Genomic DNA, 25,144 nt, shown 5'->3' with positions numbered 1-25,144 from the left:
TTGATTCTGAATTATTTTTCAATCATGTTCAATTTTGCTAGTGCTTCCAAGCGACTAAAATTGTAGCTTTGAGTTCTTCTGTAAAATGTCCAGATGGCTCAACTGCTAGTAGCGCTTCTCTAAGATCCTTTTCAAATGCTGGGGCGTTATTGCCATAGAAAATTTTCAAAGAGAAGGCTGTTGTGTATAAGTAGCCGAGATAACTATCGACAGTCCAAGATTTTTCAAATAGCACTTCATAGTTTTCTTGACGAGCAAAAGCCGAATTGCCAATTACAACTTCATGAGGAGGATCGACTGGCTTACGAGTGCCTTGTCCTCGTTGTCCAGTCCGGCGTTCTTCACCTAACCATTTTTTCACTACTCCAACAGCAGCTTGTTTCCAAGGTAAATTGCTTTCCCAAGGGTTATCACCAGTCTGAAGCAGTGCTAGTCCACCATCATCAGTTAGCAATTCATAAAGGCGTTCAAGCACTAGTTCGCGTTCCATCCAGTGGAAGGCTCTACCAATAGTGGTTAACTTAAATTTCCCTAAACTAGAGTCGATTAACTCTGCTCCTTGTTCTAACCAAGTAATATTATTTGCTCCGACTGCTGCTGCTTGCCGTTTAGCTTCTGCAATCATTTCTGGATCGGGATCGATCGCCACAACTTCCTCAAATTTGGTTCGCAGAGGAATGGAAATTAACCCTGGGCCAGTACCCAAATCAAGGAGTCGTCCTTGACCATTGAGATTAAATATTTCGGCTAGTTTGTCGAATACAATCGGTGGGTATTTGGTTCTATATTGAGCGTAGCCTTCAGCAGCTCCTTCAAATAAACTTGGGTCGTAGGTAGGAAGTGTTTTGAGTTGAGTCATATCAATTTTGGATTTTAGATTTTGTAGAGACGCGATTCATCGCGTCTTTGGGGATAAAGGTGAAGAGAGAAATAACCAATGCCCTAAGAATATTGGGTGATAATCGGTAGCTGCTCGTTAAGTACCCAATCACCGATCGCACGCAATTTGTAATCCACAGGATCGTGCAGGGTAAAGGTTCGCAAATCCCGCCAGTAACGGTCAAATCCATATTTGGTTGCTGTGGCGCGTGTTCCTGTAACTTCAAAGATGCGGTTGGTAATATCTATACCTACACGGGTCGCTAATGCCTTAGATGCGGAAACTGCGATCGCAACTTCTCCCCTTTCTTGATGAGTCAGTTCTACATCTTTGTCCCATGCTGCTTGCACCTTCTCGGCTGCTTGGTCAGCTAGAGCGATCGCAGCTTGAATTTCAACCCAAAAGTCTCCGTAATGATGCAGAATATATGGGTCTTGAGTTGCACTATCTACTCCTGAGGTAATCCACGGTTGAGTAGTAGTTTTAGTATATTCACGAGCAGCTGCAAAGGCTCCTTTAGTAATTCCTAGATAAACGTTGGTTTTTGTTAGCTGGGCAATAATCCCAAGAAAAGTTGAGAAGGCACTATCATGGGGATTTGGTGGCCCCAAAATCTCATCTTTTTCTACTAAGACATTGTTAAATGTATAACTGCCGCTATCAGTGCGACGTTGCCCAATATTATCCCAATCTTGATTAGAAACTAACCCTTCTCTGTCTTTGGGAATTATGAATATGAAAGGCAATTCTACACCATCTTCTAAAGCAGAGAATACCCGATAATCTGCAACGGAAATACCTGTACCAAAACTTTTAACACCATTAACCCGAAAATTCTCGCCTTCTGGGTTAATTTTCAGCCTAGTATCCTTTGTATTAATTGCATTTGCCCAAAATAAGTTATTCTTAGCAGTTTCTCTATAGTATTTTTCCTTTTGGGCTGGTGTACCAGAAACGTGACCCAAAGCCGTTAAATTTAGGTGATTCCCATATAACTGACCAATTGAACCATCTGCTTTTGACAGTTTTCTGACAATTTTTAAAGCATCAATCCAAGTTGCACCAATTCCACCATATTGCTTAGGTACAATCAGTGACAACAAACCACTTTCACGCAGTTTATTAATTTCCTCTTCTGGAACTCCAGCTTTGGCATCGCGTTCAACTGCGGATTGAGCAAGTTCCTTGGATAGAGAAGCTGCTAGGTCAATGTAATCCTTCGGTTTTGTAATATCTAGCACCATAATCAAATCATCCTTGGTATTGTTTCGGCAGTAGGCAGCAATCAGACACAGAATTTAGAAGAGAAATGTAGAGTGGGCAAGGCCCACGCTACAAGTGAACAGAGGAAATGGAACATGGAACGTTGTAATTGTCCTTTGTCCTTTGTCACTAGTCCTTTGCAAATGACCAATGACTAATGACTAATGACCAATGACAGTTATTTTTTAGCAGCCAGATATTCGTTTGCGGCTTTCTCAACACCTGTACCTTTGAAGAAGTCTTGATTGAGACTGGTGTACAACTCTAAAGGATGGATTGAGAGGAAGTAGCGGAGGTCTTCTTCGGTAATGATTTCGCGTTCTGCCATTGAGTAAGCGTTGGCAGTAACGGCGGTGATATCTGGCACATCCCAGTGACCGGAATCTGAACCTAAGAAGGCTTTAACTCTGTCCCCAAAGGGATTAGCTGCACGATTAAAAGCTTGGCTTACACGGGTATCGTCTGATTCTGTACCGAAGTAGAAATGATTCAAGAAGCGATCGCGCACGTCTTCTGGCTTCTCTATTCCTGCTAGTTCAAATTCGTCGAGTTCGCCTGGATCTTCTGGAGCCAATAGTTGATGGTGGAATCCTAAACCATCACCAATTTTATCTAAGCGTCTATCTACAAGTTCGCCACCGTAACGAGTATACAACTCTACTAGTGCTTCCTTGTCGATAATCGCAGGATTATTATTTGACAACAAATGTTGTTTGTTACGGGTTTCCCAATGCCAAATAATATCAGCGTATAGACTAGCACCCCAAGCTGAACCACCTTCTAAGAAGGCAAACTTTAATTGCGGGAAGCGGCGGGTAACTCCACCAAAGAACAGCGATTTGCATAATGCTTCGGCTGCAAAGGCAAAGTGATTAATGTGATTGTACTGAGCGTTGGTGACAGAACGCTGAGTTGTCCAACCTTGGCTAGAAGCGTGAGTTGTGGGTACAACTTTTAGTTCTACACACTTAGCCCAGAATGGATCGTAATCATACTGGCTATCTAAGCCAAAGTTATCAATCCAAACCACTTCGTTAGCGACTTCTTTGCCATACTTCTCAAAGGCAGGAATTGGACGACGGACATAACCAGGAATTTGAATTGCTTTGAGTCCCAGAACATTTACCGCATATTCCAACTCTTCAATCCCTTCTTCGGGAGTGTGCAGTGGGATGGCGGCGATGGGTGTTAAGCGATCGCTATAAGGACGGAAAATATCTGCATGGTAGGTGTTAACTGCCCGACAAACAGCCCGTCGCATTTCTTCATTGCCGATATTCGGGGCCATTGTTGCCAAGTTGGGATACACAACGGCAAAGTCTGTACCTGCTTCTTGCAAGCGTTCGTGCAACAACTTGGGCAAGCTAATGGTAGCCAAATTCAAAGTATTTTTGGTCGGACGACCCCACCAGTTAGGGCGATTAGTGCGATAAGCAAAACGTTCTTCCCAACTTTGCTTGTACCACTTAAAGCGGGAAGCTCCTGGTAAATTTTCTTTGAAACGTTCGACAATTTCAGTTCCACCAACTTGCTCTAAATAATCCAAGACTGCTGGTTCAAATTCTTGAGTATGTACATCAGTGTCAATGATCGGATAACCAAGTTTTTCCCGAATTTGAGCAGACCTAGTTTTTTGTGGGCGGTCTAAAGCGATCGTCATGATAGTTTACCCTAATTATTCAAAAGATTTGTGTATCTTTGAGATCCCCCCTAGCCCCCATTTTTAAGGCTACGGTGTACACACAAGTCTGAAATAGCTGATTAATCAATGTTTTACCCCACCCTAACCCTCCCCTTATAAAGGGGAGGGAACTAGATTTTCCGGTTTCCCCCCAATATATCGGGGGGATTAAGGGGGGTAATTTGACTTGTGTATGCACGGTAGCTTTTTAAGGGGGGCTGGGGGATCATCAAGATTGAGGGACATAACGAGAAAATGGAATTACCGGCCGGCTTTAGCCAAAAACTCATCTGCTGTTTTCTCCACAGCCGTACCTTTAAAGAAGTCACGATTCAAGCTGGTGTACAATTCCAAGGGATGAATTGACAGGAAGTACTGCAAATCTTCTTCGGTGATAATCTTGCGTTCTACCATTGAATATGTATTAGCTGCGATCGCAGTAATATCAGGTACGTCCCAATGACCAGAATCAGAACCTAAAAATGCTTTAACGCGATCGCCATAAGGATTAGCTTTGCGGTTAAAAGCTTGAGCTACACGGGTATCATCTGATTCTGTACCGAAGTAGAAGTGATTCAAGAAGCGATCGCGGATATCCTCTGGCTTGGTAACTCCTGCAACGGCGAATTCATCCAAATCACCTGGTTCTAGGGGAGATAATAACTCAGCGTGGAAACCTAAACCGCTACCTAGTTGATCCAAACGACCATGTACTAATTCGCCACCGTAACGGGTATATAGTTCTAACAGTTCTTCGCGATCAATATTGGCGGGATTGTTATTTTCCACCAAATGGTCTTTATTGCGAGTATCCCAATGCCAAATCAAATCGGTGTACAAACTAGCACCCCAAGCTGCACCTCCTTCTAAAAAGGCAAACTTGAGTGTGGGGAAGCGGTGAGTGACACCACCAAAAAACAGAGATTTACATAGTGCTTCCGCAGCCGATGCAAAGTGACCAATATGGTTGTATTGGTAATTGCTAATCGAACGCCGATTGATCCAGCCCATACCGGAAGAGTGGGTGGTGGGAACAACTTTCAGTTCTACGCACTTCGCCCAGAAGGGATCGTAATCATACTTACTATCCAACCCAAAGGTATCAATCCAGATGGCTTCGTTGGCTACTTCTTCGCCATACTTCTCAAAGGCGGGAATCGGGCGGCGGATATGTCCGGGGATTTGAATTGCTTTGAGTCCCAGCACTTTCACCGCATATTCCAATTCTGCGATCGCCTCGTCGGGCGTATTCATGGGAATAGCAGCAATTGGTGTTAAGCGATCGCTATAAGGACGGAAAATATCAGCGTGGTAAGTATTAGCCGCACGGCAAACAGCCCGCCGCATTTCTTCATTCCCGATGTGTGGAGCCATCGTTGCCAAGTTGGGGTACACAACGGCAAAGTCTGTACCAGCTTCTTGTAAGCGTTCGTGCAGCAACTTCGGCAAACTAATGGTAGCTAAATTTAGGGGATCGTTAGTGGGACGAGTCCAGAAAGGAGGGCGGGCGGTGCGGTAAGTGCGGCGTTCATCCCAAGATTGCTTAAACCATTTAGAGCGAGATGCACCGGGTAAGTGTTCTTGAAAACGCTCTGCGATCGCAGTTCCAGCAACTTGCTCTAAATAGTCCAAGAATGCTGGGGGAAACTCTTGGGTATGTACATCGGTGTCGATGATCGGATAACCAAGTTTTTCCCGAATTTGAGCAGACTTGGTTTTTCTGGGACGTTCTAACGCAATAGTCATAGGTTCTACCTGATTTTTCAATTGGATTGGGTAGATAGTACTGATTAAGAAGGTTGTCTACTTTCTTCTTAACAGCATTTTTTTGAAGAGTTGGAATTTTTCTTTACATATAATGTGGCGAGATTAGTAAAGATAAAATTTTGCTGATCATCTTCCTCTTCACAAACTTGTAGACATTAGCTGCAACAGCAATAGTCATAAAACCTTCCTGCAAACCGAGGAGTATTATTGTGTAAAAAGCTAAAGTAGATGAAATTAACGAGGCTGTTCTTTAGCAACCCAATCTGTTAATTTAAAGTCTGACTTTGCTAAACCCTGCGAGACTAAAAATTTCTTTGTTCCCTCTAAAAGTTTTACACCCTCGGCTGGTAATGGTTCTTCTGATATTTGTTTGAGTGGGTAAGATATTTTAATGATATCGAGGGGATATTTAGTAGTTTGGGCGTGATATTGATAATATTCGTCAGAATTAGCTTTTAAATCCTTGGCTGCTTCTGTCAGAATTCCGTTAAATTTTTGGGGAAAATCAGGTTGTTTCGCCAAAAAGCTTTCGGTTGCCACAACTAATGATGTCCCTGATAAACCCTGATGATTTGCTGAAGAATCAATCACTGGAAATCCTTGTGATTTCAGAAAAGGCCCTAGATCGCTGGAAGTTGCATAAGCCGCTATATCACCACGTTCTAAAGCTGCTTTTGCCTCAGTAGTCATTAAGTGAACAACTTTTACATCTTTGGCAATTTTAGCTTCAGCTAATAGACCCAGCAGGTATCTATGCATATAGGAACCTTTTTGGGTAGCTATTTTTTGACCCTTAAGTTCAGCAAGCGATCGCGCACCATTCTTTTTCGCCACTAACCAGGCGGTTGTATTAAATTGAGTAATCCGCAGCAGTCGCGTTTCCTGACCTCTCGCTCTCAAAACTATGGCTGGTGTATCCCCTAAAGAACCAACATCTAATTGTCCGGCGACAAGCGCCTCATTTAGATCCGGCCCGTTAGGAAATCGTGCAAAAGTAATATTTTTAAATCCTGCTTTTTGCAACTCCCGATCTAAAATTCCTTTTTTCTTTGCCCAACCAAGTGGCCCTGTAGGTTCTAAACTACCTACATAACCTATACGTAGTGTAGAAATATTATTGGATGCAGCAACAGTGTTATTGACATTAACAGCCTCAATGGATTGAGCAGATTTATTTTCGCCTTGGCTACATCCTGTAGTTACTAACAGTAGGACACAAGCCACTGAGGTTGATAATCTGGAAGTAAATTTATTTTTACTGATATAACCTGTTCCTACTGAAAATAACAGCATGACTATTTTCTCCGCCGCACTATTTCATCTGCTTCAAAATTTGGAATGTTTGATCCGTTTTGGCTGTTGAAGTGCGTTTATGTCCCCAACCAACGTTTTCACGATAACTACCTAGTAGCCCAACTTCTACTAATTCTGCTTCGTTGACTAAAGTCTTCATATCGCTTTCTGGTGCAACATAAAGAGCATCAACTGGACAATACAACTCGCACATATAACAGGTTTGGCAGTCGCTCTGTCGAGCAATAGTTGGCGGTGCATCAGGTACGCGGTCAAATACGTTGGTTGGGCAAATATTCACGCAGATATTACATTCTATGCACCGCGACTCGCTGACCAACTCAATCACACTGCTGCTCCTATTTTGGATAAAGACTTTTCTGTACTCTGTAAAGGCTGACTTTTTACCCAGACTCGATCTAATCCGCCACTAATCAGGTGATGTTGCTGGTTAGCATCAAGTTCTGGATAGTCTTGATGTTTGTGCATACCACGAGTTTCTTTACGTTCAATGGCACTGCTGTACATCCATCGTGCTGTGGCTACCATTGCCGTAGCTTCTCGCGCCCGGATTAGTTCTTTATCTGATGTTATCTGGCTACTGCGGAGTTCTTGCCAAAGATGATTTAGCTTACTCAAAGACTCGGTTAAACCTTGTTCTGTACGGAAATAGTTCTTTTCGTAAGGGAATACTTCAGCTTGGACTGCTTGAATAATTTCATCAGTTGCTAAGGAGCGATCGCTCCCACTTTGTAATCCTACCTCTCCAACACCCTTAACTTGTCGTTGAGTTTTCTGTTCTCCCAAACTGCGGCTATATTCAGCAGCCGATTTCCCTGACCAATAGCCAGAAGATATTGCCCAAGCCGCATTATGACTACCACCGCCAGTAAATCCGCCACAAATCAATTCCCGTGTAGCTGCATCTCCAGCAGCGTAGAGTCCCCGTACAGAACTGGCACAACTTTCATCTACAATCCGAATTCCCCCCGTACCGCGCACAGTTCCTTCTAAGCGTAGGGTAACAGGAAAACGTTGGGTAAAGGGATCGATACCTGCACGGTCAAAGGGTAAAAAGAAGTTGGGCTGTGCTAAACGCATAGATGGTCGCATTGATTCCGCCGCTTTGTCTATGATGGCGTAAACTGGCTGTTGCAGTAATGTCTGGGCTATTACTGAACGTCTATGAGAACTTGCCCCTGGAATTACAGTACCGTCTTCGTAGGTGAAAGTTGCCCAATTATAAAACAGGGTTTTGGTGACTGAAGAAAAGGCGGGAGAGATGCCATAAGCATTAGAAAATTCCATACCCGACATCTCGGCTCCTGCTTCTGCCGCCATTAGATAACCATCCCCCGTCAGGACGTTGCATCCTAACGCTTTACTGAGAAACGCACAGCCACCAGTTGCGATAATTGTGGACTGCGATCGCACTATCCATTTCTCACCAGTCTGACGGTTCACACCTGTTGCACCAGCAACAGCACCATCGTTATCAACCAGTAATTCTAAGGCGGGGCTGTTGTCTAAAATCTTGACTCCAGCGCGTTGAATTTGCCGCCGCATCAGCCGCATATACTCCGGCCCTTGCAGCGATCGCCGGTAGGGTTTACCTTCATCATCGGTAGGGAAGGGATAACCCCACTCTGCTAACTGATTGACGTTTTCATAAGTCTGATTCAGTACTCGATCCATCCAATTGCGATCGGCTAAAAACCCACCCAACGATTCTCGGCTCGCCTTTGCTGTTTCCCGTGCTTCTGGATCTGGTGGCACATACCACACACCATTCCCAGATGCAGCAGCGCATCCAGTTGTGCCGCAATATCCTTTATCCACGAGGACAACTTTAGCTCCACTTGATGCAGCACTCCATGCCGCCCAAGTTCCAGCCGGACCACCTCCGATCACAAGCACATCTGCTTGGAGAGCGAGTTCAAAATCGGTTGTTAACGTCTTCAGCATCTACCATTTCCCCCCATCTATAAAGTCTTAAGCATTAAGTCTTTACCCCATCCATGCTGCAAAATAAATATTTAAAAATCTAGAAATTGTAATTCCTTAATACAGGTTCTCACTAACTTGATATCGTCTAAATACATTAACTTGATCGATAAACCGTAGTTTTTAACATAATAAAGTTTTTCACAGTTTTCGACAAAAAGCAAGTATTTGACCAAACAACTTCAAACGTAAATTTATGTAAAATCAACTGAGTTATCTTTCTCAATAACTTGCTTTGTACCGTCTTTTGTGCAACTTCTTCTCAGAAAATACTTAAATTCGATAAATTTGCCGTAGTTTAATAAATTTTTCTAAACAGTTTTGTCTAGATAGTAAAGACGCGAAATTGGATTGGGCTTTGTCTTGTGGCGCTAACATTGCCTCCCTTAAGACTCAAGAATCCCCAGACTTTTGATTACAGCTATTTTCAGGTAAATAGACCACGCAGCAGGGGTGCAAGGCCTTGCGCCCCTACGACAGGTGTGGTTCAAATACATGAAAACTGCTGTAAACGTCAGCAAATTTTTATTCAGTCCGGGGAGTGCCAAAGGTTAAAAACAGGGTGTAGGGGGTAGGGTGTAGGGAAGACGGCATTGGTAGGGGCTTGTAACCCCAGCAATGCAAACTAGAGTGAAAAACGGGGCTTGAATGAAGAAGGTTGTTGGGGCTGTCTATGCAGCCTACACCCCACACCCCGCTCCAACGGGGCTTGGTTAAAACCTAAAGACAGTACGAACCCAAGCATATATACTATCCGGATTGTTGGAATCAGAGTCTGGTGCAGTAATCCAGATCAAACCTGGCGTCACCTCAATATTATCTCCGATTTTATATTGGTAAAATGCCTCAACGTGCAGGGAAGTATCTTTGTCTGCCTGTCCTGCACCTGCTCCCAAATCTACATTTTGACTAAGCCTGGTGAGTTTCGGCTCCATACCAACTAAAACCCCACCTAGAGCACCTTCACTAAAAAGATCCGGGAATGCTAGCCCTACTGCCCAATCCATAGCATTACCATCTCCGCGTCCCAAATAGCGGTGTGATGCATAACTTATCCACCCATTAATTGCGAACTTGGGACTAACTTGATAAAACGCCTGTAGACCATAAAGATTACCCACAGTTCCTGTTCCAGCTACGGTGCTATTTACCAGGTTACTCCCGACTGCTGGGCCGAAGTTTGTTCCACTTAGTCCTCGGGTATTCGCTGGGCTATAAGTATTGACATAAGTTGCAGCCACCCGAAAATTTCGATTAGAGGAGTAGTAAATTAACTGTGCTAGAGCTAAATACCTGCCTGAAAAAAAGCCATTATTGGGTGTGGGATTACCGCCGTTTGGTGCGCTGTACGCTATCCCGAATTGAACCTGTTTGCCTAATCGCTGGAGTATGGCAATTCCAGGGCCGCTATCTCCATAGTTATAGACCAAAGACCGCCGTGAAAATCGTGAAATCCCATTAGCACCAGTTGCAGAAGAGGATTCAAAATATGGGTTAACGGGGCCAGAAAGACCTATCTCACTAGCTCCATCAGACAGGGCATAAATGTTGACTTGGGTATCTGGATTAGGTAGAAACCGATAGCGAACACCACCGAGGGTAATAGTGTTACGTGCAAAAGTAATACTGGAGTTATCAGCAGTCCTCCCCTCATAAGTTCCTAATAATGTGGATTCAGCTCTTGTTTGTCCCAACGACTCAATATTTCCACCTGATAGTGACAAGCTTAGTGAATCTTTACCGTTAAAACTGGTGTTTAGTCGTAAAGAAGTTGAGCCTTGAAGTGTGGGATTGCGAGGTGCTTGTCTCTTGGTAAAGACGTTATTGCCAGCCAGAAGTGAACCAAGAACAATCTGGGCACGACCTATAAGTTTGGTTGTGGTGGAAAATTGAGTTGCTTCTAACTGCGCATTTCGTGCTTCTAGGGTATCTACGCGTCCCCGAAGTTGGGCGAGTTCTGGAGAAAATTGTTCTTGTAATTTTTTGATGGTATCCAAGTCTTCGCGTTTGACTAAATCTGTTGTCGAAGTCGCTATTAGTTCATTGAGGCGATCTAAGGCTGCATTTAACCCAGCTGCAAATTCATAGCGCGTTAGGGAGCGATCGCCTTTAAATGTACCATCTGTATATCCGGCAATTACACCGTAGCGCTCAACTAGAGACTGTAATGCTTGAAATGCCCAATCTGTCGGCTTAATATCTGATAGTTGCGAGACGGATGTCACTTGCCCTGCTGCATTATTTGGAGCCTTTTGCTTAGTTGGCGGTGCAACTTGCAACAATTGTGATACAGGTATCACTCGATCTTGGATCTCGTTTGGAGCTTTTTTAACAGTGACTGGTGCAATTGAAGTGTCTACTGTTTGATTGACAACTACTTCTGGTTCTTTGTTCTTTTCTATTTCAATAGTAGATACATCAGATTTAGGTAATTCAGCCTGACTTTTGGCTGGATGAAAAACCAGGATAGCTAGAATATCTAGCACTAAAAGTACCAACGCTATGGATCTATAATTCCAGCCCAATTTCGACATTACTCCTTAACTCCTCAACCTTAAAGATGAATAAATTAGCCCTTGATTTGGTATAAAAGACAAGATCAATCATTGCTCTAATATTTCTAGCAAACAGTTAGAACATAGATTTAGCAAACCTTTAGCCGCTGAAAAAATCACAAAAGTATGATCGGGATTGAAATCGATACTAATATTGGAATTTTCAATCCAAAATTCGCAATTAATAAAGAACTTTGACGTTATAAATAATCCTAAAAACGTCTAAATTCAGACAATAACTGCTTTAGCAAAGATTTCTCTATTTTCAACAAGGGAAACTCAACCACACACTATATGAACTAACACTTCCGAGACATCCTAAAATACGTTTTTTGGGTTATGCTGTACAAAGTTCATCAATGGCTACTGACATCGACTCAAGCTTGATTTAGATTCAACTGATTATTTATCAATTAACATTAATTGAAAACACTATTTTCTAATCAGCTATATTTTGACAGCATTAATCACCATCTAAACACGATAATTCTATCGACTTACCGTACTTTAGTAAAATTATCTTTGCATAGAGCTTGTTACAATGCAAGACCTAGTACTTTTTCTTTGTAGATGCGCCCTATATATTCGTCTAAGATGCCAATACTGACTAATTGCACAAATCGGAAGCAGAAAATTGCCATCACAATAATCGTCAACCCGGTTAAAGGCGAATGGGAGGCAAAAAGATGCCGATCAAGACTAAGCTGTTAAGTACTTAATTTACACGTTGAGATCGCAGGGGAGCAGGAAAGCAGGCGGGAATGGCACTAAGATTCATGTAAAACCTCATGAGGGCAGGGTGTTGGAGGTAGGGTGTTCCAGACAATTGAATGCGAGTGCGTCAAGGAGTTCAACATCTTCTTAATTCCCCACACCCGAACCTGCAACCCTACACCCCACACCCTTTCATCCAGGAATACCAGGGATTTACGCTTAACAAGCGTGCCATTCAAAGCAGGGGGAGAGGGTTTGAAGTTCTTACCCTTAATAAAGCCACGAAACCAGAAGTGAACACTTCAAATTCGCAAAAATGTGGGTAATTGACATAAAACTTGTATTCGTCACGACAGCCATTGTTGCAAAAAAAGTGTCATGATTATCGGGATTGTGCGTGAAAACGTCAATTTTGTAGGCAATTTTCTTTATGAATCGTTAATCTATCACTGGCGTTTTAAATAATTTCCTGTAAAATGCTGACTATAAACTACGGCAATTCGATCGGTCTACCGTAGGAAATCTACTTGTACCCTGCCTGACACAAATGCAAATTCTTTGGTTTATTCCTACTGGCTCTCATGACGGACGCTATTTAGGCACAGATATTGGCTCTCGTGTTGTCACACCTGATTATTTGCAACAAATTGCCCAAGCTGTAGATAGTTTAGGCTACACGGGCGCATTGTTACCCACAGGGAGTTCTTGTGAAGATGCTTGGATAACCGCCGCCGCTTTCATCTCTGTCACCAAGCAGATGAAATTTCTGGTGGCAATTCGTCCAGGAATTACTTCCCCAAGTGTTGCTGCACGGATGGCAGCAACATTTGACCGAATTTCTAAAGGAAGATTGTTAATTAATGTAGTGACAGGTGGAGATCCGGTGCAGCTGGCTGGGGATGGCTTGCATCTTAGTCATGACGATCGCTATGATTTAACCGATGAATTTCTCAGAGTTTGGCGGGGTATCGTTAGTGGGGAAACAGTCGATTTTAAAGGAAATTACCTGGATATTAAAGGTGGTAAACTCTTATTTCCACCAGTTCAAAAACCCTATCCACCTTTGTGGTTTGGTGGTTCATCTGCTGCTGCCAAGCGGGTTGCTGCTAAACATATAGATGTTTACCTGACTTGGGGCGAACCTCCACAACAAGTGGCCCAAAAGATTGCCGAAGTTAGGAAATTGGCGGCTGAACAAGGTAGAACAGTCCGTTTTGGGATTCGCTTGCATGTAATTGTGCGAGAAACCGAGTCAGCTGCTTGGGATGCAGCCAATGAGCTAATTAAGTATGTCGATGACGATGCGATCGCTAAAGCTCAGAAAGACTTAGCTCATTCTGATTCTGAAGGACAGCGGCGTATGAGTCAACTACATAGTGGTAGTCGAGAAGTCTTAGAGATTAGCCCCAACCTGTGGACAGGGATTGGATTGGTGCGGGGTGGTGCAGGTACGGCCTTAGTTGGAGATCCTGACACCGTTGCCGCTAGGATGCTGGAATATCGCAATTTGGGGATAGAAACATTCGTTTTCTCTGGATATCCCCATTTAGAAGAAGCGTATCGCACCGCTGAATTATTATTTCCACGTTTACCTTTGCAGAATGAACCTGCACCATTAACGCCAGCAGTTTTGAGCCCCATTGGCGGCAATTTCGCCAATGAAAAATTTGCGAAACAATTAACAAGTGCTTCATGACTTAATAATTCGTAATTTGCTATTTAATTACGAATTATGCGACCGATGCTTCTAGATTTATCCTTGTGGACAATCTAAAATCTCAAATCCCATGACTATTTCTCTTAAACAGACTAAAAGCAAAAACAATACAATATTTCTGAACGGATTGTGGGAAAACCAACAATTCCAGAAATTAGTTCCTTGGATTGTCCCTGTTACCGTATTAGTTCTTTGGGAATTTGCTTCCAGAACTGGTCTACTTTCCAGCAGGATTTTGCCAGCACCAAGTGGTGTAATCACTACAGCGATTAAACTAGGATCAACTGGAGAATTGTTCCAACATATAGGAATTAGTGCTGGGCGGGCGATATCTGGTTTTATCGTTGGTGGCAGTATTGGCTTCAGTTTGGGATTGCTCAATGGCTTTTCCCGTGTAGCAGAAAAGTTATTGGATAGTTCCTTGCAAATGCTCCGTACTATCCCTAATTTGGCATTAATTCCGCTAGTGATTCTCTGGTTTGGTATTGGCGATCAAGCTAGATTATTTCTAGTGTCTATGGGGGTATTTTTCCCGTTATATCTCAATACATTTCATGGCATCCGCAGCGTTGACCCTGGACTGATTGAAATGGGAAAAGTCTACGGATTAAAAACACCACAACTTCTGTGGCAAATAATTTTCCCAGGAGCTTTGTCTTCGATTCTCGTTGGTGTCCGCTTTTCCCTGGGGATTATGTGGTTGACACTAATTGTCGCAGAAACGATCGCAGCAGATTCTGGTCTTGGTTATATGGCAATGAATGCCCGTGAGTTTATGCAAACCGATGTTGTGGTTTTGAGTATTGTAATCTATGCACTGCTGGGTAAATTAGCAGATGCTGTCGCCAGAGGATTAGAAACAAAATTCTTGGCTTGGAACCCCAATTATCAAAAGTCATAAATACTAAACTCGCCATAATCAAAGGTTGAAAAATCTTGATTTTAACTTTTGCCTAACAATTTTAGATTGCCGATTTTATCTTTTTTTGCTTCACACATAAATACCACTTGCTTTATGCTGAGGAACCCATCTACCTAAGTGGCTGACCTTTATGGGTGAAAGAAATCCAAGGTTCAAAATCTAAAATCGGTGACTTCTATTAATTTTGAGTGTGGTTTGCGTTCTTCAAGGTTTCATCAAATAATTACATTCCAATTGTTCTCAAAAGGGGGTTTTGCAAGTGAGTTCAAATGTACAGGGTACACAACTAAGTATTTTGGATTTGACGAAATCTTTTGACAAGAAAACTGTTTTAAACTCGCTGAATTTAGAAGTTGAAGCAGGTGAATTTGTCGCCATTGTTGGACGAAGTGGTTGTGGTAAGAGTACTTTATTGCGTCTGGTGTCAGGATTAGATAGAGCAACTTCAGGTGGAATACTACTGGATGGAGAACCATTACATAGACTCAGCCGCTCTGTAACAGTGATGTTTCAAGATCCCCGCTTGCTGCCGTGGAAGCGCGTTATTCAGAACGTGGGGTTGGGCTTAGAAGGTAATTGGCGTGAAAAAGCTTTATGGGTACTCAATAAAGTCGGACTCAAAGATAGAGCTGATGAGTGGCCTTATGTTTTGTCTGGAGGACAACGACAACGGGTATCATTAGCCAGAGCGTTAGCCAGTCAGCCCCGTTTGTTGTTGCTAGATGAACCTTTGGGAGCATTGGATGCTCTAACTCGTCAAGAAATGCAGCATTTAATTGAAAACTTGTGGCAAGAGCGAAGATTTACTGCGTTTTTGGTTACTCACGATGTGGAAGAAGCTGTGGCGTTGGCAGACCGAGTGATCGTGATTGATCAAGGAAAGATTTCTATGGATTTACCTGTGAGACTTTCACGCCCACGGGATAGAAGTAGCGAAGTATTTATCAATATCAGAGAAGCAGTTTTAGAGCGAGTAATGAGCAATGAAAGTACTCAGGTAAACAACCAATTATTACAGCTGAGTAGTTGAAATTAAGCTTTTTGTAGTCAATCAATGCTAAACTTGAGGTAGCTGCGGTAAATAGGCTACTTCGAGATTCAAACTTGCTCTTTAAAAGTAGATATTTATAGCAATAAAAAATTATTGATGAACAATCAAAATACCTCTTAAATCTCCTCTTTGCTATTCTAGGTGATTTTTTCTATATTCACAATCTAGATAAACTAAAATATAATAATCTAGATTGCTTGATTGAAACAAATAAAAAATATCTTAATGATTGTCAAAAAATTAACCAAGTATGATGCAGAAGATTATAGACGGATCAGATTAGAAGCTTTAGATAAAAATCCAGATTCATTTGGCACAACATATCAAGAAGAAGTAATTAAGACGATAGAAGAATTTCGGGCTAGAATTCCAATAGATAATAATAACTTTATTTTGGGATGTTTTGAGGATAAACATTTAATTGCAATAGTTGCATTTCACCAAGAATTAAGAATAAAACTCCGACATAAAGCATATATCAGTGGCATGTATGTTCAACAAGAGTATAGGAGAGAAGGCATAGGTAAATTATTACTAAATGAATTAATTGAAAGGGCAAAAGCTATTAACAATGTAGAAATATTATTACTTGATATTGTTAAAAGTAACTTTTTAGCAAAACCACTTTATTTATCATTGGGCTTTCAAATATATGCAACAGAGAAAATGGCGTATAAAGATAATAACAAATATTTTGATCTAGAGTTGATGTATTTACAGATTAAATAATCATCCCTGAAATATTGGTAAATATCATCATAATTTGTGCCAAGAAAAATGGCACTCATTTTTTTGTCACATATAGATAATTTTCAGAGATAGCCTTGTAAATAAAGAAGAGATAATCTACAATGAAGCTCATTTTGCCCCTCGATCTGGTTGCTGACATTGAACCACATCTACCACCCAATACAGAGATTGTAAGAGTAGATGTTGAAGGAAATTTAGATGGGGATACCAGTGATGCTGAAGTTTATTTCAGTTGGTTTTTATCGAGAAGTCCTATACTGCATAAAATATTAGAAGCAGCACCTGCACTACGTTGGCATCATGCACCTAATGCAGGGGTGAATCACATCCTGACACCAACTTATTTGCAAAGAGATATTATTCTCACTAATGGGGCGGGAGTGCATGGAATTCCGATCGCAGAATTTGTAATTACTTACATACTGGCTCATGCCAAACACCTGCCAGAATTATATGCTTTACAGGCTGAACGTCACTGGAAAAGAGGGTTTGCCATCCAAGAGTTGACAGATGCAACCTTGCTAATTATTGGCGCTGGTGGTATTGGTCAAGAAATTGCCGCCCGTGCTAAACCCTTCGGCTTAAGAATTATTGGCAGTCGCCGTCATCCCCAAGAGCTACTAAATTTTGATAAAGTAGTGGGTGCTGATGAATGGCGATCACTCCTGCCAGAGGTAGATTATGTAGTTATTGCAACACCCCTAACTCCCGAAACCAAAGAATTTATTGATGAATCTGTATTGCGTTCGCTCCCAAATCATGCCTACCTAATTAATATTGCTCGCGGTGGCGTAATCGATGAATCAGCATTAATAAAAGCGCTCACAGAAGGTTGGATTGCAGGTGCAGCATTAGACACAGTTAACTCAGAACCGTTAGCACCAGAAAGTCCTTTGTGGTCACTTCCTAATATTTTTATCACCCCTCATACTTCCGGTCATTCACCCAAGAGTAAACAGCGTTCAATAGCTTTATTTATCGACAATCTAAAGCGTTACCAAGCTGGTCAGCCGTTACGAAATGTAGTAGATAAAAAAGCAGGATACTAAACAATCAAAAATTAAAAACTAAAAATGAAGAGGTGCTGCCGATTGGGTTGCACAATCTAAAATCCAAATCCAAAATGGAATTAGGGAGTAGCAAATTGTGAAATTAATTTTACCCGATCATCTCATTGCAGATATAGAGCCACACCTACCATCATAGATGTAGTAGAGGTGGATAGTGAAGGTAATCTCGATGGTGATGCTAGTGATGCAGAGATTTATATCAATGGATTTTACCTGAGAACCTCTACCCTTGACAAAAGGCCTCTTGCAAAAGTGCTTTTTGCAAGAGGGGGAAAAAGGGTAAAGGTTAAAGGGGAAGGGGACAATACAGAACCTTTCCCCCTTACCCTTTTCCCGACAAATGCCCAGAAGTCTAAAGTACTGACAGCAGCACCCGTGCTGCGTTGGCAACAGTCACCGAGTGCTGGTGTGAATCACATCCTCACGCCAACTTTTTTGCAAAAGGATATTATCCTCACGAATGGTACAGGGGTTCATGCAATTCCAATTTCGGAATTTGTACTGGCATTTATGCTCTATCACGCCAAGAATCTACGGAAATTGCAAACTTTGCAGAATGAACAGACTTGGGTAAGAGGAGTGTTCTCGAAGAGTTGGCAGACGCGACTTTATTAATTCTCGGCACAGGAAATATCGGTCAAGCGATGCCTTCGGCGGGCTACGCCAACGCATCTCGTGCCAAAGCCTTTGGAGTCACAGTTTGGGGTAGTCGCCGCCATCCCGAACCCCTAGCGAATTTTGACCAAGTTGTAGGTGCTGATGAGTGGCGTAGTTTACCGCCGTAGGCATCGCTCCTCCCCTGCTCCCCTGCTCCCCCTGCCGTCCCCAATCACTTGACTTTCAGCACCGACTTACCCAGTGACTGGCAAATAACATCATTCTGTGGTGTATGGATACGGCTGCACAGAACATCACGGTAGTGTCGCTCTAAAGGATTTCTTTTTAATAGACCAGGATTACCAGTTAGTTCTAAGGCAATCTCCACAGCACGAATTGAGTTGGTTGTAGTAAGGTATTTCACAGCCTGTGCCTGTAATCCTACGCTAGGCTCATATTCGCCCTTGTCAATATCTTGAGCCAAACTATAAATTAATCTATTATTAGCAAACAGCAGTGCTTCTATCTCACCTACAGCAGTTTGGAAGCGTGGCAAAGTTGCCAGTGGCTCTTTGAGATTAGAAGGTGATCGCTCCCAAAGATATTTAACAAGCCAGTCTCGCGCACTACTAGCAACACCGAGATATAAAGCACTCACTGTCAAACTGCCCCAAGTGGAAATCAGTGGATCAAAAAATGGCAAAGCAGATACGGGGTTGATATCTAGAGCATACTTTGAAGGAATTAATACATTCTCTAAAATGAGGTCATGGCTGCCCGTAGCTCTCATCCCCAAGTGATCCCAGGTTTCGACAATTCGCAAACCAGGCAGATCGCGTGGAACTAGAAAATTCCCAACTTGTGGTTCATCTTCAGTTGTCCGTGCCCAAACAACAAAATAGCTGAGGATAGGACTGCCCGTGGTGTATTGCTTATGCCCTGTTAAACGCCAGCCCTCTGCTGTTCGTTCGGCAATTGTCGCTGGCAATCCGCCTCTCGCTGGCGTTCCTAACTCTGGTTCAACACGGGCAGCATTCAGTAGGGCAATGCCTTCAGTTGATTCACGACACAGCTGCTTATATACTTCTGGATGCCAGCGACGGCTACGCGCTGCATGAGCATGTTGAAGATAGTGCATTGTCAGTACTAATGCGGTCGAAGCATCGCCATGTGCTATCCCTTCAATCACCCGGCAGATAGTTCTCAACCCCAAATCCTGGCCACCGAATTCAGCCGGAATGGTGAGGTTGAGTAATCCTGTCTCATGCAAAGCTGTAAAATTCTCGAAAGGAAAGGAAGCATCTCTATCGTGTGCCCCTGCGCGGGTGGCAAAATCTTTGGCCAGAGCCTCAACTCGGTCGAAAAGATTGGGGAGAGTTTCTAAGCCTTGGGCTACAAAGGTGTCTGGCACTGCTTGCTCCAACTGTGACATAAGTACTCCTTCGTAATTCACTGTAATACTAAATCAGAGATGTTTTTCAATATGGAAGCATCTCAAGTTTGCAGGAACATCAATTTTTCGCACGATGCCAGTCTCCCCTCAATCCCCAATCCTCATTGCCCTAACTGTCTTACTTCTAAGCTCCTAAAAATACTACTTAAAATCGATTGAGATTTAGTAATTAATTATTTCTCTAAGTATGACACAAACTCCTTTCATAGAGCAAGCTAACCAGAGAATTCAGCGATCGCTCTACAACTTAAGAACTGAATTCTCTACTGGTCTTTTAAGCTAATCATCATTAGAATTAAATCTCCGCATTTGTAACCAAGCACGGAGAAGCAAGCGTTTAAATATTCTCTGTTGAGAGTAATATAAAGATCCCTATATAACAGAGGGATCATTTTCTCATCAAGTAGATTTTCCGATGGATAAATATACAGCAACAGCATTGGCGAGGGCAACCAAGCTGATATTGGTTGCTTTTATAGCGGTTCCTCTGCTAATGAGGTATAACTGGACTTCGTATATAAATTTTTTCAACTTTGAAGATGTACCTTATTTGATTGAGAACTGCTATGGGTGATTTCCGATATTTAACCAAATCTATGGTGTCACACTTTCGTCAGGGCACTGGCTCTATAACCACCATTAAATTTATCCATTTATTACTTAACTGGATCGGATCGCAATCTTAGGTTTTAAAAGAAGAATTTGCGGCTTATTGTCATTTTTTGAACTATAAGCTCATTTAAACATGATGGTTATTTCTCAACTTCTATCAAGCTGTAATATGTATTGCTGCTACATCCTTGATGAGAAAAATGCTAAGATTAAGGTAGTTAACTAGTGTGTGTGCCGGATCACAATATTAATGTGTTTTACCTCACAGCTAATTCAAACAACTTAAATATCACCTTTAAGCAAACAATAGTCGCCGTTATGACTACCATCATGTTATGCCACCTAGCTATTTAAAGATTTAATGTATAAATGGTTGTAAAATATATTTTTTTTGTTAAAAATCATCTATTAGGTGACTTGTGAGAAAATTTACATTAAGAAACTAGTAAAATATCTAAATTTAAGAGCTAAGGAGTGTAAGCTAATTATGTAAATATCATGTTTATATGTAAATATGATGATGTTCGCAAGTCTGTTTTGGTCACTTGCATTTGTTACACTAGAGGAGGTATAATACAAACGTTAAATAACTTGCTAGATGCTACCTTCAAAATACTAAGCAGTGCTGGAAAAAGATCCATTCTGGAATCTCCAAGCAAACTCAAGCAACATTTGTTTAAGTGTAGTTTTGCTTAATTGGTAAAATACTACTTGAACAAAAATTACGATGTGCTTTTATAGTTTTTCTCGTATTCTGTTTCCTGTAGCCAACTCAAAATTTTCTTTTGTTGCAGTTGCATGATAACGATGAAGCTATCCCGGAGACTATCCCCTAGACTCGCCAAAGCACTAGGGAATATGCCGGGCGCTAATTGCACATTGTGTAAATTTCTGATTAACACTACAAGGTTAGTCAGATTTGTAGTTGTGGTTTTTTTGCTGTCAGGCTTTTATCACACAACTGCAATGAATTACGTTTTCACATAATTTACGACTCAATGCAATTTCTAAATACAATTATGTCACACCATTTAAGTCAAGACAAGGCTGTTAATAAGTTAGGAATGTCTGAAAACATTCTTTTAAGAATTATTCCAAGTCAGGTGTTGTTCAAAAGTATGAAAGCTAACTTTCAACTAGAACATTGCCCCTAAATAGAAAAAAGTTCGAGAGTTTGTGACTGAGAAATGAAATACTTTGCGTAGCTATTGCAGCATATAGCAAATGATGCTCCAAAAATAATTCCTCTTACAACTGCCGCTGATTGCCAAAATGAGCTATCCATATTTGTGTGGAGTATCTGAATGCAGTTAGTTGCTCTTGAAGCTAAATGTAAGTAAACAAAGCTATAGCTCGATATTTTGGCATTTCCACTAGTTATTGCTACATCAATAACTGGCTGCAACAAGTGGGTTTTCCACATAGTAAAGATACCTTGTATGTAAAATATAGATGCTTTGGTACCATGCTATTTGTCTCTAATTTTACTCTAATAAAGCTTAGAGTCTCCTCAGTGAAAATACTGGATTAAATAATATTTTTAATGAAGTTTTGAATTGGATTCTGACTGATAACTAAATTTTTTTGTGGAGATTAGAAAATGCCACCAGTGCTTTCTGAGCAACATGTGGGTGAAAGACTTTTGTATACCTTGGGTACAAAACTTTCAGAAAAAGAATTAGAGAATTTCTTGGCAGAAATGGAGATTGTGGAGCCACCATCAGCAAAGCAATTCTGGCAATCTGCACAGACAAATCCTGGTATATACATTATTCTTACAGGTAAAGTCCGACTATTAGATAGCTCTGAGAATTTAATTACTACCTTTGGTGCATGGTCTGTTTTTGGTGAATTGAGTTTATTTCCCGAAGCTAACTTTAGTCCTTATGTAGTTAGAGCTTCGACAAGCTTAAAACTTGGCTATTTTAGGCAAGAAGCATTGCAAAGGTTGATAGACAAGTATCCTAACATTCGCGATCGCCTATTTGCCCGTGCAGAACTTTGGGATTTGTTGTTGTTATGTCGCCAAGTATCACAGTTCCCACGCCATACTTCACAAGTTTCAGGAATGCTCAAAGCCTTATCTTTGTTTGAGCGACACCAGTTAGACACTGGCTCTGTAAGTCCAGAAATATCTCAAGATTCACAGTTGTGGCTATTATACAAAGGTCAATTGCGGCATTCAGAAGGCGATTCTTTGGCACCAGGTACAATCTTTGCTCAACCAAAACAAGGAGATTGGGAAACAACGCAACCAACGATTGCTTACATTCTGAAAAACGACCAGATGCAAACAGCACTAGAATACTTCCCGGAGTTGGGGGAGTGGGCTTTTGCCATGAGCGTCAGCGAAACGGAATCGGAGACTGAGGACACAAGGACAGGCTCAGTGCATCGCAGGGGACTGGGTACTAGAGAAAAAACTTCCCAATCTCCAAAATCTAAAATTATTCCTTTTCCTCAAAAAGAGAAGCAGTCAGAACAACAGCCAACAAAAAAATCACGTTTTTACTTTCCCAGTCCGAAAGTACAAATGGGGCATTGGTGGAAGCGGATTACCAAAAGCTATCCCTTCTATGCCCAACAAAGTGCAGCTGATTGTGGCTCTGCTTGCTTGGTGATGATTGGTAACTATTGGGGCAAACATTTTAGTATCAATCGCCTACGGGATATGACCAATGTCACTCGCAACGGTGCATCCCTAAAGGCTATGGCAGCAACAGCAGAATACCTGGGTTTTGCCACCCGTCCAGTGAAAGCTACCCTTGATAAATTAGCAGAACAACCTTTACCTGCAATTGCTCACTGGGAAGGCAAACACTTTATTGTCGTCTATGAAATCACCAAAAAGCGGGTGATTGTATGTGATCCGGCTCTTGGTCAACGGAGTCTGACAAAAGCTGAATTTCAAGAGGGTTGGACTGGTTATGCATTGTTACTGCAACCGACAGCTCTACTAAAAAGTGCTAAGGACGAAAGTAGAAGCTTCTGGAAATTTTTTGAATTAGTCAAACCTCACTATCGAACACTGCTAGAAATTTTCATAGCTTCGATAGTCATTCAATTATTTGGGTTAGTAACGCCAGTATTTACTCAGTTGTTGCTCGATAGAGTACTTGTGCAACGCAGTGTTCCAACCTTAAACGCCATTGGTTTGGGAATGATTGTTTTTGGGTTGTTTGGTGTTGCTGTCAACGGTGTACGGCAATATCTCTTATTTCACACTGCTAACCGCATTAGTATTGCCTTACTCGTAGGCTTCATCAAACATACCTTCCGTTTACCCCTTGCTTATTTTGAGTCGCGTTTCGTTGGGGATATAATTTCGCGCATCCAAGAAAACCAGAAAATTCAGAACTTCCTGACTGGTCAGACACTCTCCATTGTGTTGGATATGCTGACATTAGTGGTTTATCTGGCTTTGATGTTTTCCTATAGCTGGCGGATGGCATTATTCGTGCTGTGTACTGTACCGCCATTTTTTATCTTGGCACTGGCCAGCACAAGTATTTTACGCCGCATCTCCAGAGATATTTTTAATGCAGCTACCAAAGAACAAAGCTATCTCATAGAATCCCTAAGCGGAATTCGTACCGTCCGCTCATTAGCAATTGAACAGACAGTGCGTTGGCGTTGGGAGGAACTGCTAAATGATTTAATCAAAAAAGATTTTCATGCTCAAATAATTGACAATCGCTTGCAAATTATCAGTGGCGTCATTCACACCTTTGTCAATACTTCATTGCTGTGGTATGGAGCAACCCAGGTAATTAATAACGAACTAACTATTGGACAATTAGTTGCTTTCAATATGTTGGTGGGTAACGTTTTGAGTCCTTTCCAGCGACTGGCTTTGCTGTGGAATGAATTACAGGAAATCGTGATTTCCACTGAACGCATTAATGATGTGTTGGAGGCAGAACCAGAAGAAGACTTAGCAAATAAACCCCGCAAGTCGTTGGGTAAACTCCGCGGTAACATTTGTTTTCAAAATGTTACCTTTCGTTATCACTCAGAAAGCGACACTAACGTATTAGAAAATGTCAACTTTGAAATTAAGCCAGAACAGATGGTTGCAGTCGTAGGGCGCAGCGGTTCTGGAAAAACAACTCTCAGTAAATTAATTTTGGGTTTATACCCACCGACAGATGGCAAAATCCTCATTGATGGTAACGATATCACCAGCGTATCTATGCGATCGCTCCGTTCCCAAGTCGGCGTTGTAGACCAAGATACTTTTCTGTTTGGTGGAACTGTTCGCGAAAACATTGCGATCGCTAATCCAAATGCTTCTTCAGAAGAAATTATCCAAGCAGCAAAATATGCTGGAGCCGATGAATTTATTCAAAAATTACCGCTGGGTTACGAATCAGAAATTGGTGAAAGCGGCGGAATGCTGTCTGGTGGACAGCGCCAACGCCTAGCAATTGCTCGTGCTTTGCTCGGAAATCCTCGGTTATTACTGTTTGATGAAGCCACTAGTCACCTAGATTCAGAATCAGAACGGATTATTCAAAACAACCTCAAAACAATTCTTAAAGGACGTACAAGTGTAATTATTGCCCATCGCCTCTCTACAGTCCGCAACGCGGACTTAATCCTGGTTTTAGATCAAGGTATTTTGGTAGAAAGCGGTACCCACGACGAATTAATCGCTAAAAAAGGTCATTATTACTACCTGAATCAACAACAGATGTCTCAAGTTAGTTGATGGGGCATTGGGCAGTCTTTTTCTTCTTTACAAGACTCTACACAAACAATTTTGAATTTTGAATTTTGAATTGATTTCTCCCCCACACCCCATCTACTGTTATC

15 protein-coding genes and 1 pseudogene are annotated in these 25,144 nt (G+C 41.8%); 7 read left to right on the top strand and 9 right to left on the bottom strand.

The window, feature by feature from the left end; all coding sequences use genetic code 11:
• Nucleotides 1–37: 37 nt before the first annotated feature.
• The 8 genes from RMY16_RS04170 to RMY16_RS04135 all read right to left on the bottom strand — a co-directional run bounded on the left by RMY16_RS04170 (nt 38) and on the right by RMY16_RS04135 (nt 11,422).
• Nucleotides 38–859: a class I SAM-dependent methyltransferase gene (locus RMY16_RS04170; protein WP_322662398.1), complete on the bottom strand. Its 822-nt coding sequence runs from the start codon at nt 857–859 to the stop codon at nt 38–40.
• A gap of 83 nt (nt 860–942) precedes the next feature.
• On the bottom strand, nt 943–2,124 hold the full coding sequence (locus RMY16_RS04165; RefSeq protein ID WP_322735300.1) for an acyl-CoA dehydrogenase family protein: 1,182 nt from the start codon (nt 2,122–2,124) through the stop codon (nt 943–945).
• Nucleotides 2,125–2,321: 197 nt separating this feature from the next.
• Nucleotides 2,322–3,803 (bottom strand): amidohydrolase family protein, encoded by a 1,482-nt coding sequence (locus RMY16_RS04160; RefSeq protein WP_322735299.1) that lies wholly within the window; start codon nt 3,801–3,803, stop codon nt 2,322–2,324.
• Nucleotides 3,804–4,085: 282 nt separating this feature from the next.
• On the bottom strand, nt 4,086–5,570 hold the full coding sequence (locus tag RMY16_RS04155) for an amidohydrolase family protein (RefSeq protein WP_322735298.1): 1,485 nt from the start codon (nt 5,568–5,570) through the stop codon (nt 4,086–4,088).
• Nucleotides 5,571–5,825: 255 nt separating this feature from the next.
• Nucleotides 5,826–6,884, bottom strand: a complete 1,059-nt coding sequence (locus RMY16_RS04150) for an ABC transporter substrate-binding protein (RefSeq protein ID WP_322735297.1) — start codon at nt 6,882–6,884, stop codon at nt 5,826–5,828.
• A 19-nt stretch (nt 6,885–6,903) separates the two neighbouring features.
• On the bottom strand, nt 6,904–7,233 hold the full coding sequence (locus tag RMY16_RS04145) for a 4Fe-4S binding protein (RefSeq protein ID WP_322662407.1): 330 nt from the start codon (nt 7,231–7,233) through the stop codon (nt 6,904–6,906).
• On the bottom strand, nt 7,230–8,849 hold the full coding sequence (locus tag RMY16_RS04140) for an FAD-binding protein (protein ID WP_322735296.1): 1,620 nt from the start codon (nt 8,847–8,849) through the stop codon (nt 7,230–7,232). Before RMY16_RS04140 ends, RMY16_RS04145 begins: the two co-directional genes overlap by 4 nt.
• Nucleotides 8,850–9,601: 752 nt before the next feature.
• Nucleotides 9,602–11,422: an iron uptake porin gene (locus tag RMY16_RS04135; RefSeq protein ID WP_322735295.1), complete on the bottom strand. Its 1,821-nt coding sequence runs from the start codon at nt 11,420–11,422 to the stop codon at nt 9,602–9,604.
• A 1,282-nt stretch (nt 11,423–12,704) separates the two neighbouring features.
• Between RMY16_RS04135 and ssuD the strand changes: the two genes are divergently transcribed.
• From ssuD to RMY16_RS04105, 6 genes and pseudogenes are all read left to right on the top strand, one after another.
• Entirely contained in the window at nt 12,705–13,853 is a 1,149-nt protein-coding gene (gene ssuD / locus RMY16_RS04130; RefSeq protein ID WP_322662413.1) for an FMNH2-dependent alkanesulfonate monooxygenase, read from the top strand.
• A 91-nt stretch (nt 13,854–13,944) separates the two neighbouring features.
• On the top strand, nt 13,945–14,775 hold the full coding sequence (ssuC, locus tag RMY16_RS04125; RefSeq protein ID WP_322662415.1) for an aliphatic sulfonate ABC transporter permease SsuC: 831 nt from the start codon (nt 13,945–13,947) through the stop codon (nt 14,773–14,775).
• A gap of 280 nt (nt 14,776–15,055) precedes the next feature.
• The gene (locus RMY16_RS04120) at nt 15,056–15,826 is read left to right on the top strand and encodes an ATP-binding cassette domain-containing protein (RefSeq protein WP_322662417.1); all 771 of its coding nucleotides are present in this window, start codon (nt 15,056–15,058) and stop codon (nt 15,824–15,826) included.
• Between the two features lie 246 nt (nt 15,827–16,072).
• On the top strand, nt 16,073–16,576 hold the full coding sequence (locus tag RMY16_RS04115) for a GNAT family N-acetyltransferase (RefSeq protein ID WP_322735294.1): 504 nt from the start codon (nt 16,073–16,075) through the stop codon (nt 16,574–16,576).
• A 122-nt stretch (nt 16,577–16,698) separates the two neighbouring features.
• Nucleotides 16,699–17,646 carry a D-2-hydroxyacid dehydrogenase gene (locus tag RMY16_RS04110; RefSeq protein ID WP_322662421.1) on the top strand — a complete coding sequence of 316 codons (948 nt, stop codon included), beginning with the start codon at nt 16,699–16,701 and terminating at the stop codon, nt 17,644–17,646.
• Between the two features lie 372 nt (nt 17,647–18,018).
• Nucleotides 18,019–18,449: pseudogene (locus tag RMY16_RS04105) on the top strand (NAD(P)-dependent oxidoreductase); the annotation flags it as partial.
• A 47-nt stretch (nt 18,450–18,496) separates the two neighbouring features.
• On the opposite strand, the gene RMY16_RS04100 reads toward RMY16_RS04105, so the two are convergent.
• The gene (locus RMY16_RS04100; protein ID WP_322735293.1) at nt 18,497–19,696 is read right to left on the bottom strand and encodes an acyl-CoA dehydrogenase family protein; all 1,200 of its coding nucleotides are present in this window, start codon (nt 19,694–19,696) and stop codon (nt 18,497–18,499) included.
• A gap of 2,233 nt (nt 19,697–21,929) precedes the next feature.
• Between RMY16_RS04100 and RMY16_RS04095 the strand changes: the two genes are divergently transcribed.
• Nucleotides 21,930–25,040 carry a peptidase domain-containing ABC transporter gene (locus tag RMY16_RS04095; RefSeq protein WP_322735292.1) on the top strand — a complete coding sequence of 1,037 codons (3,111 nt, stop codon included), beginning with the start codon at nt 21,930–21,932 and terminating at the stop codon, nt 25,038–25,040.
• Nucleotides 25,041–25,144 lie beyond the last annotated feature (104 nt).

Origin of the sequence: Nostoc sp. DedQUE12b (assembly GCF_034530835.1) — a bacterium.
In the GTDB taxonomy this organism is placed as follows: Bacteria; Cyanobacteriota; Cyanobacteriia; order Cyanobacteriales; family Nostocaceae; genus Nostoc.
This window is presented reverse-complemented; position numbering and strand designations above follow the sequence as displayed.

Coding starts and splice junctions, on each gene's coding strand:
- RMY16_RS04150 (WP_322735297.1), bottom strand. CDS start 6,884: ATGCTGTTATTTTCAGTAGGAACAGGTTATATCAGTAAAAATAAATTT.
- RMY16_RS04115 (WP_322735294.1), top strand. CDS start 16,073: ATGATTGTCAAAAAATTAACCAAGTATGATGCAGAAGATTATAGACGG.
- RMY16_RS04110 (WP_322662421.1), top strand. CDS start 16,699: ATGAAGCTCATTTTGCCCCTCGATCTGGTTGCTGACATTGAACCACAT.
- RMY16_RS04100 (WP_322735293.1), bottom strand. CDS start 19,696: ATGTCACAGTTGGAGCAAGCAGTGCCAGACACCTTTGTAGCCCAAGGC.
- RMY16_RS04095 (WP_322735292.1), top strand. CDS start 21,930: ATGCCACCAGTGCTTTCTGAGCAACATGTGGGTGAAAGACTTTTGTAT.
- RMY16_RS04135 (WP_322735295.1), bottom strand. CDS start 11,422: ATGTCGAAATTGGGCTGGAATTATAGATCCATAGCGTTGGTACTTTTA.
- RMY16_RS04160 (WP_322735299.1), bottom strand. CDS start 3,803: ATGACGATCGCTTTAGACCGCCCACAAAAAACTAGGTCTGCTCAAATT.
- ssuD (WP_322662413.1), top strand. CDS start 12,705: ATGCAAATTCTTTGGTTTATTCCTACTGGCTCTCATGACGGACGCTAT.
- ssuC (WP_322662415.1), top strand. CDS start 13,945: ATGACTATTTCTCTTAAACAGACTAAAAGCAAAAACAATACAATATTT.
- RMY16_RS04155 (WP_322735298.1), bottom strand. CDS start 5,570: ATGACTATTGCGTTAGAACGTCCCAGAAAAACCAAGTCTGCTCAAATT.
- RMY16_RS04140 (WP_322735296.1), bottom strand. CDS start 8,849: ATGCTGAAGACGTTAACAACCGATTTTGAACTCGCTCTCCAAGCAGAT.
- RMY16_RS04165 (WP_322735300.1), bottom strand. CDS start 2,124: ATGGTGCTAGATATTACAAAACCGAAGGATTACATTGACCTAGCAGCT.
- RMY16_RS04170 (WP_322662398.1), bottom strand. CDS start 859: ATGACTCAACTCAAAACACTTCCTACCTACGACCCAAGTTTATTTGAA.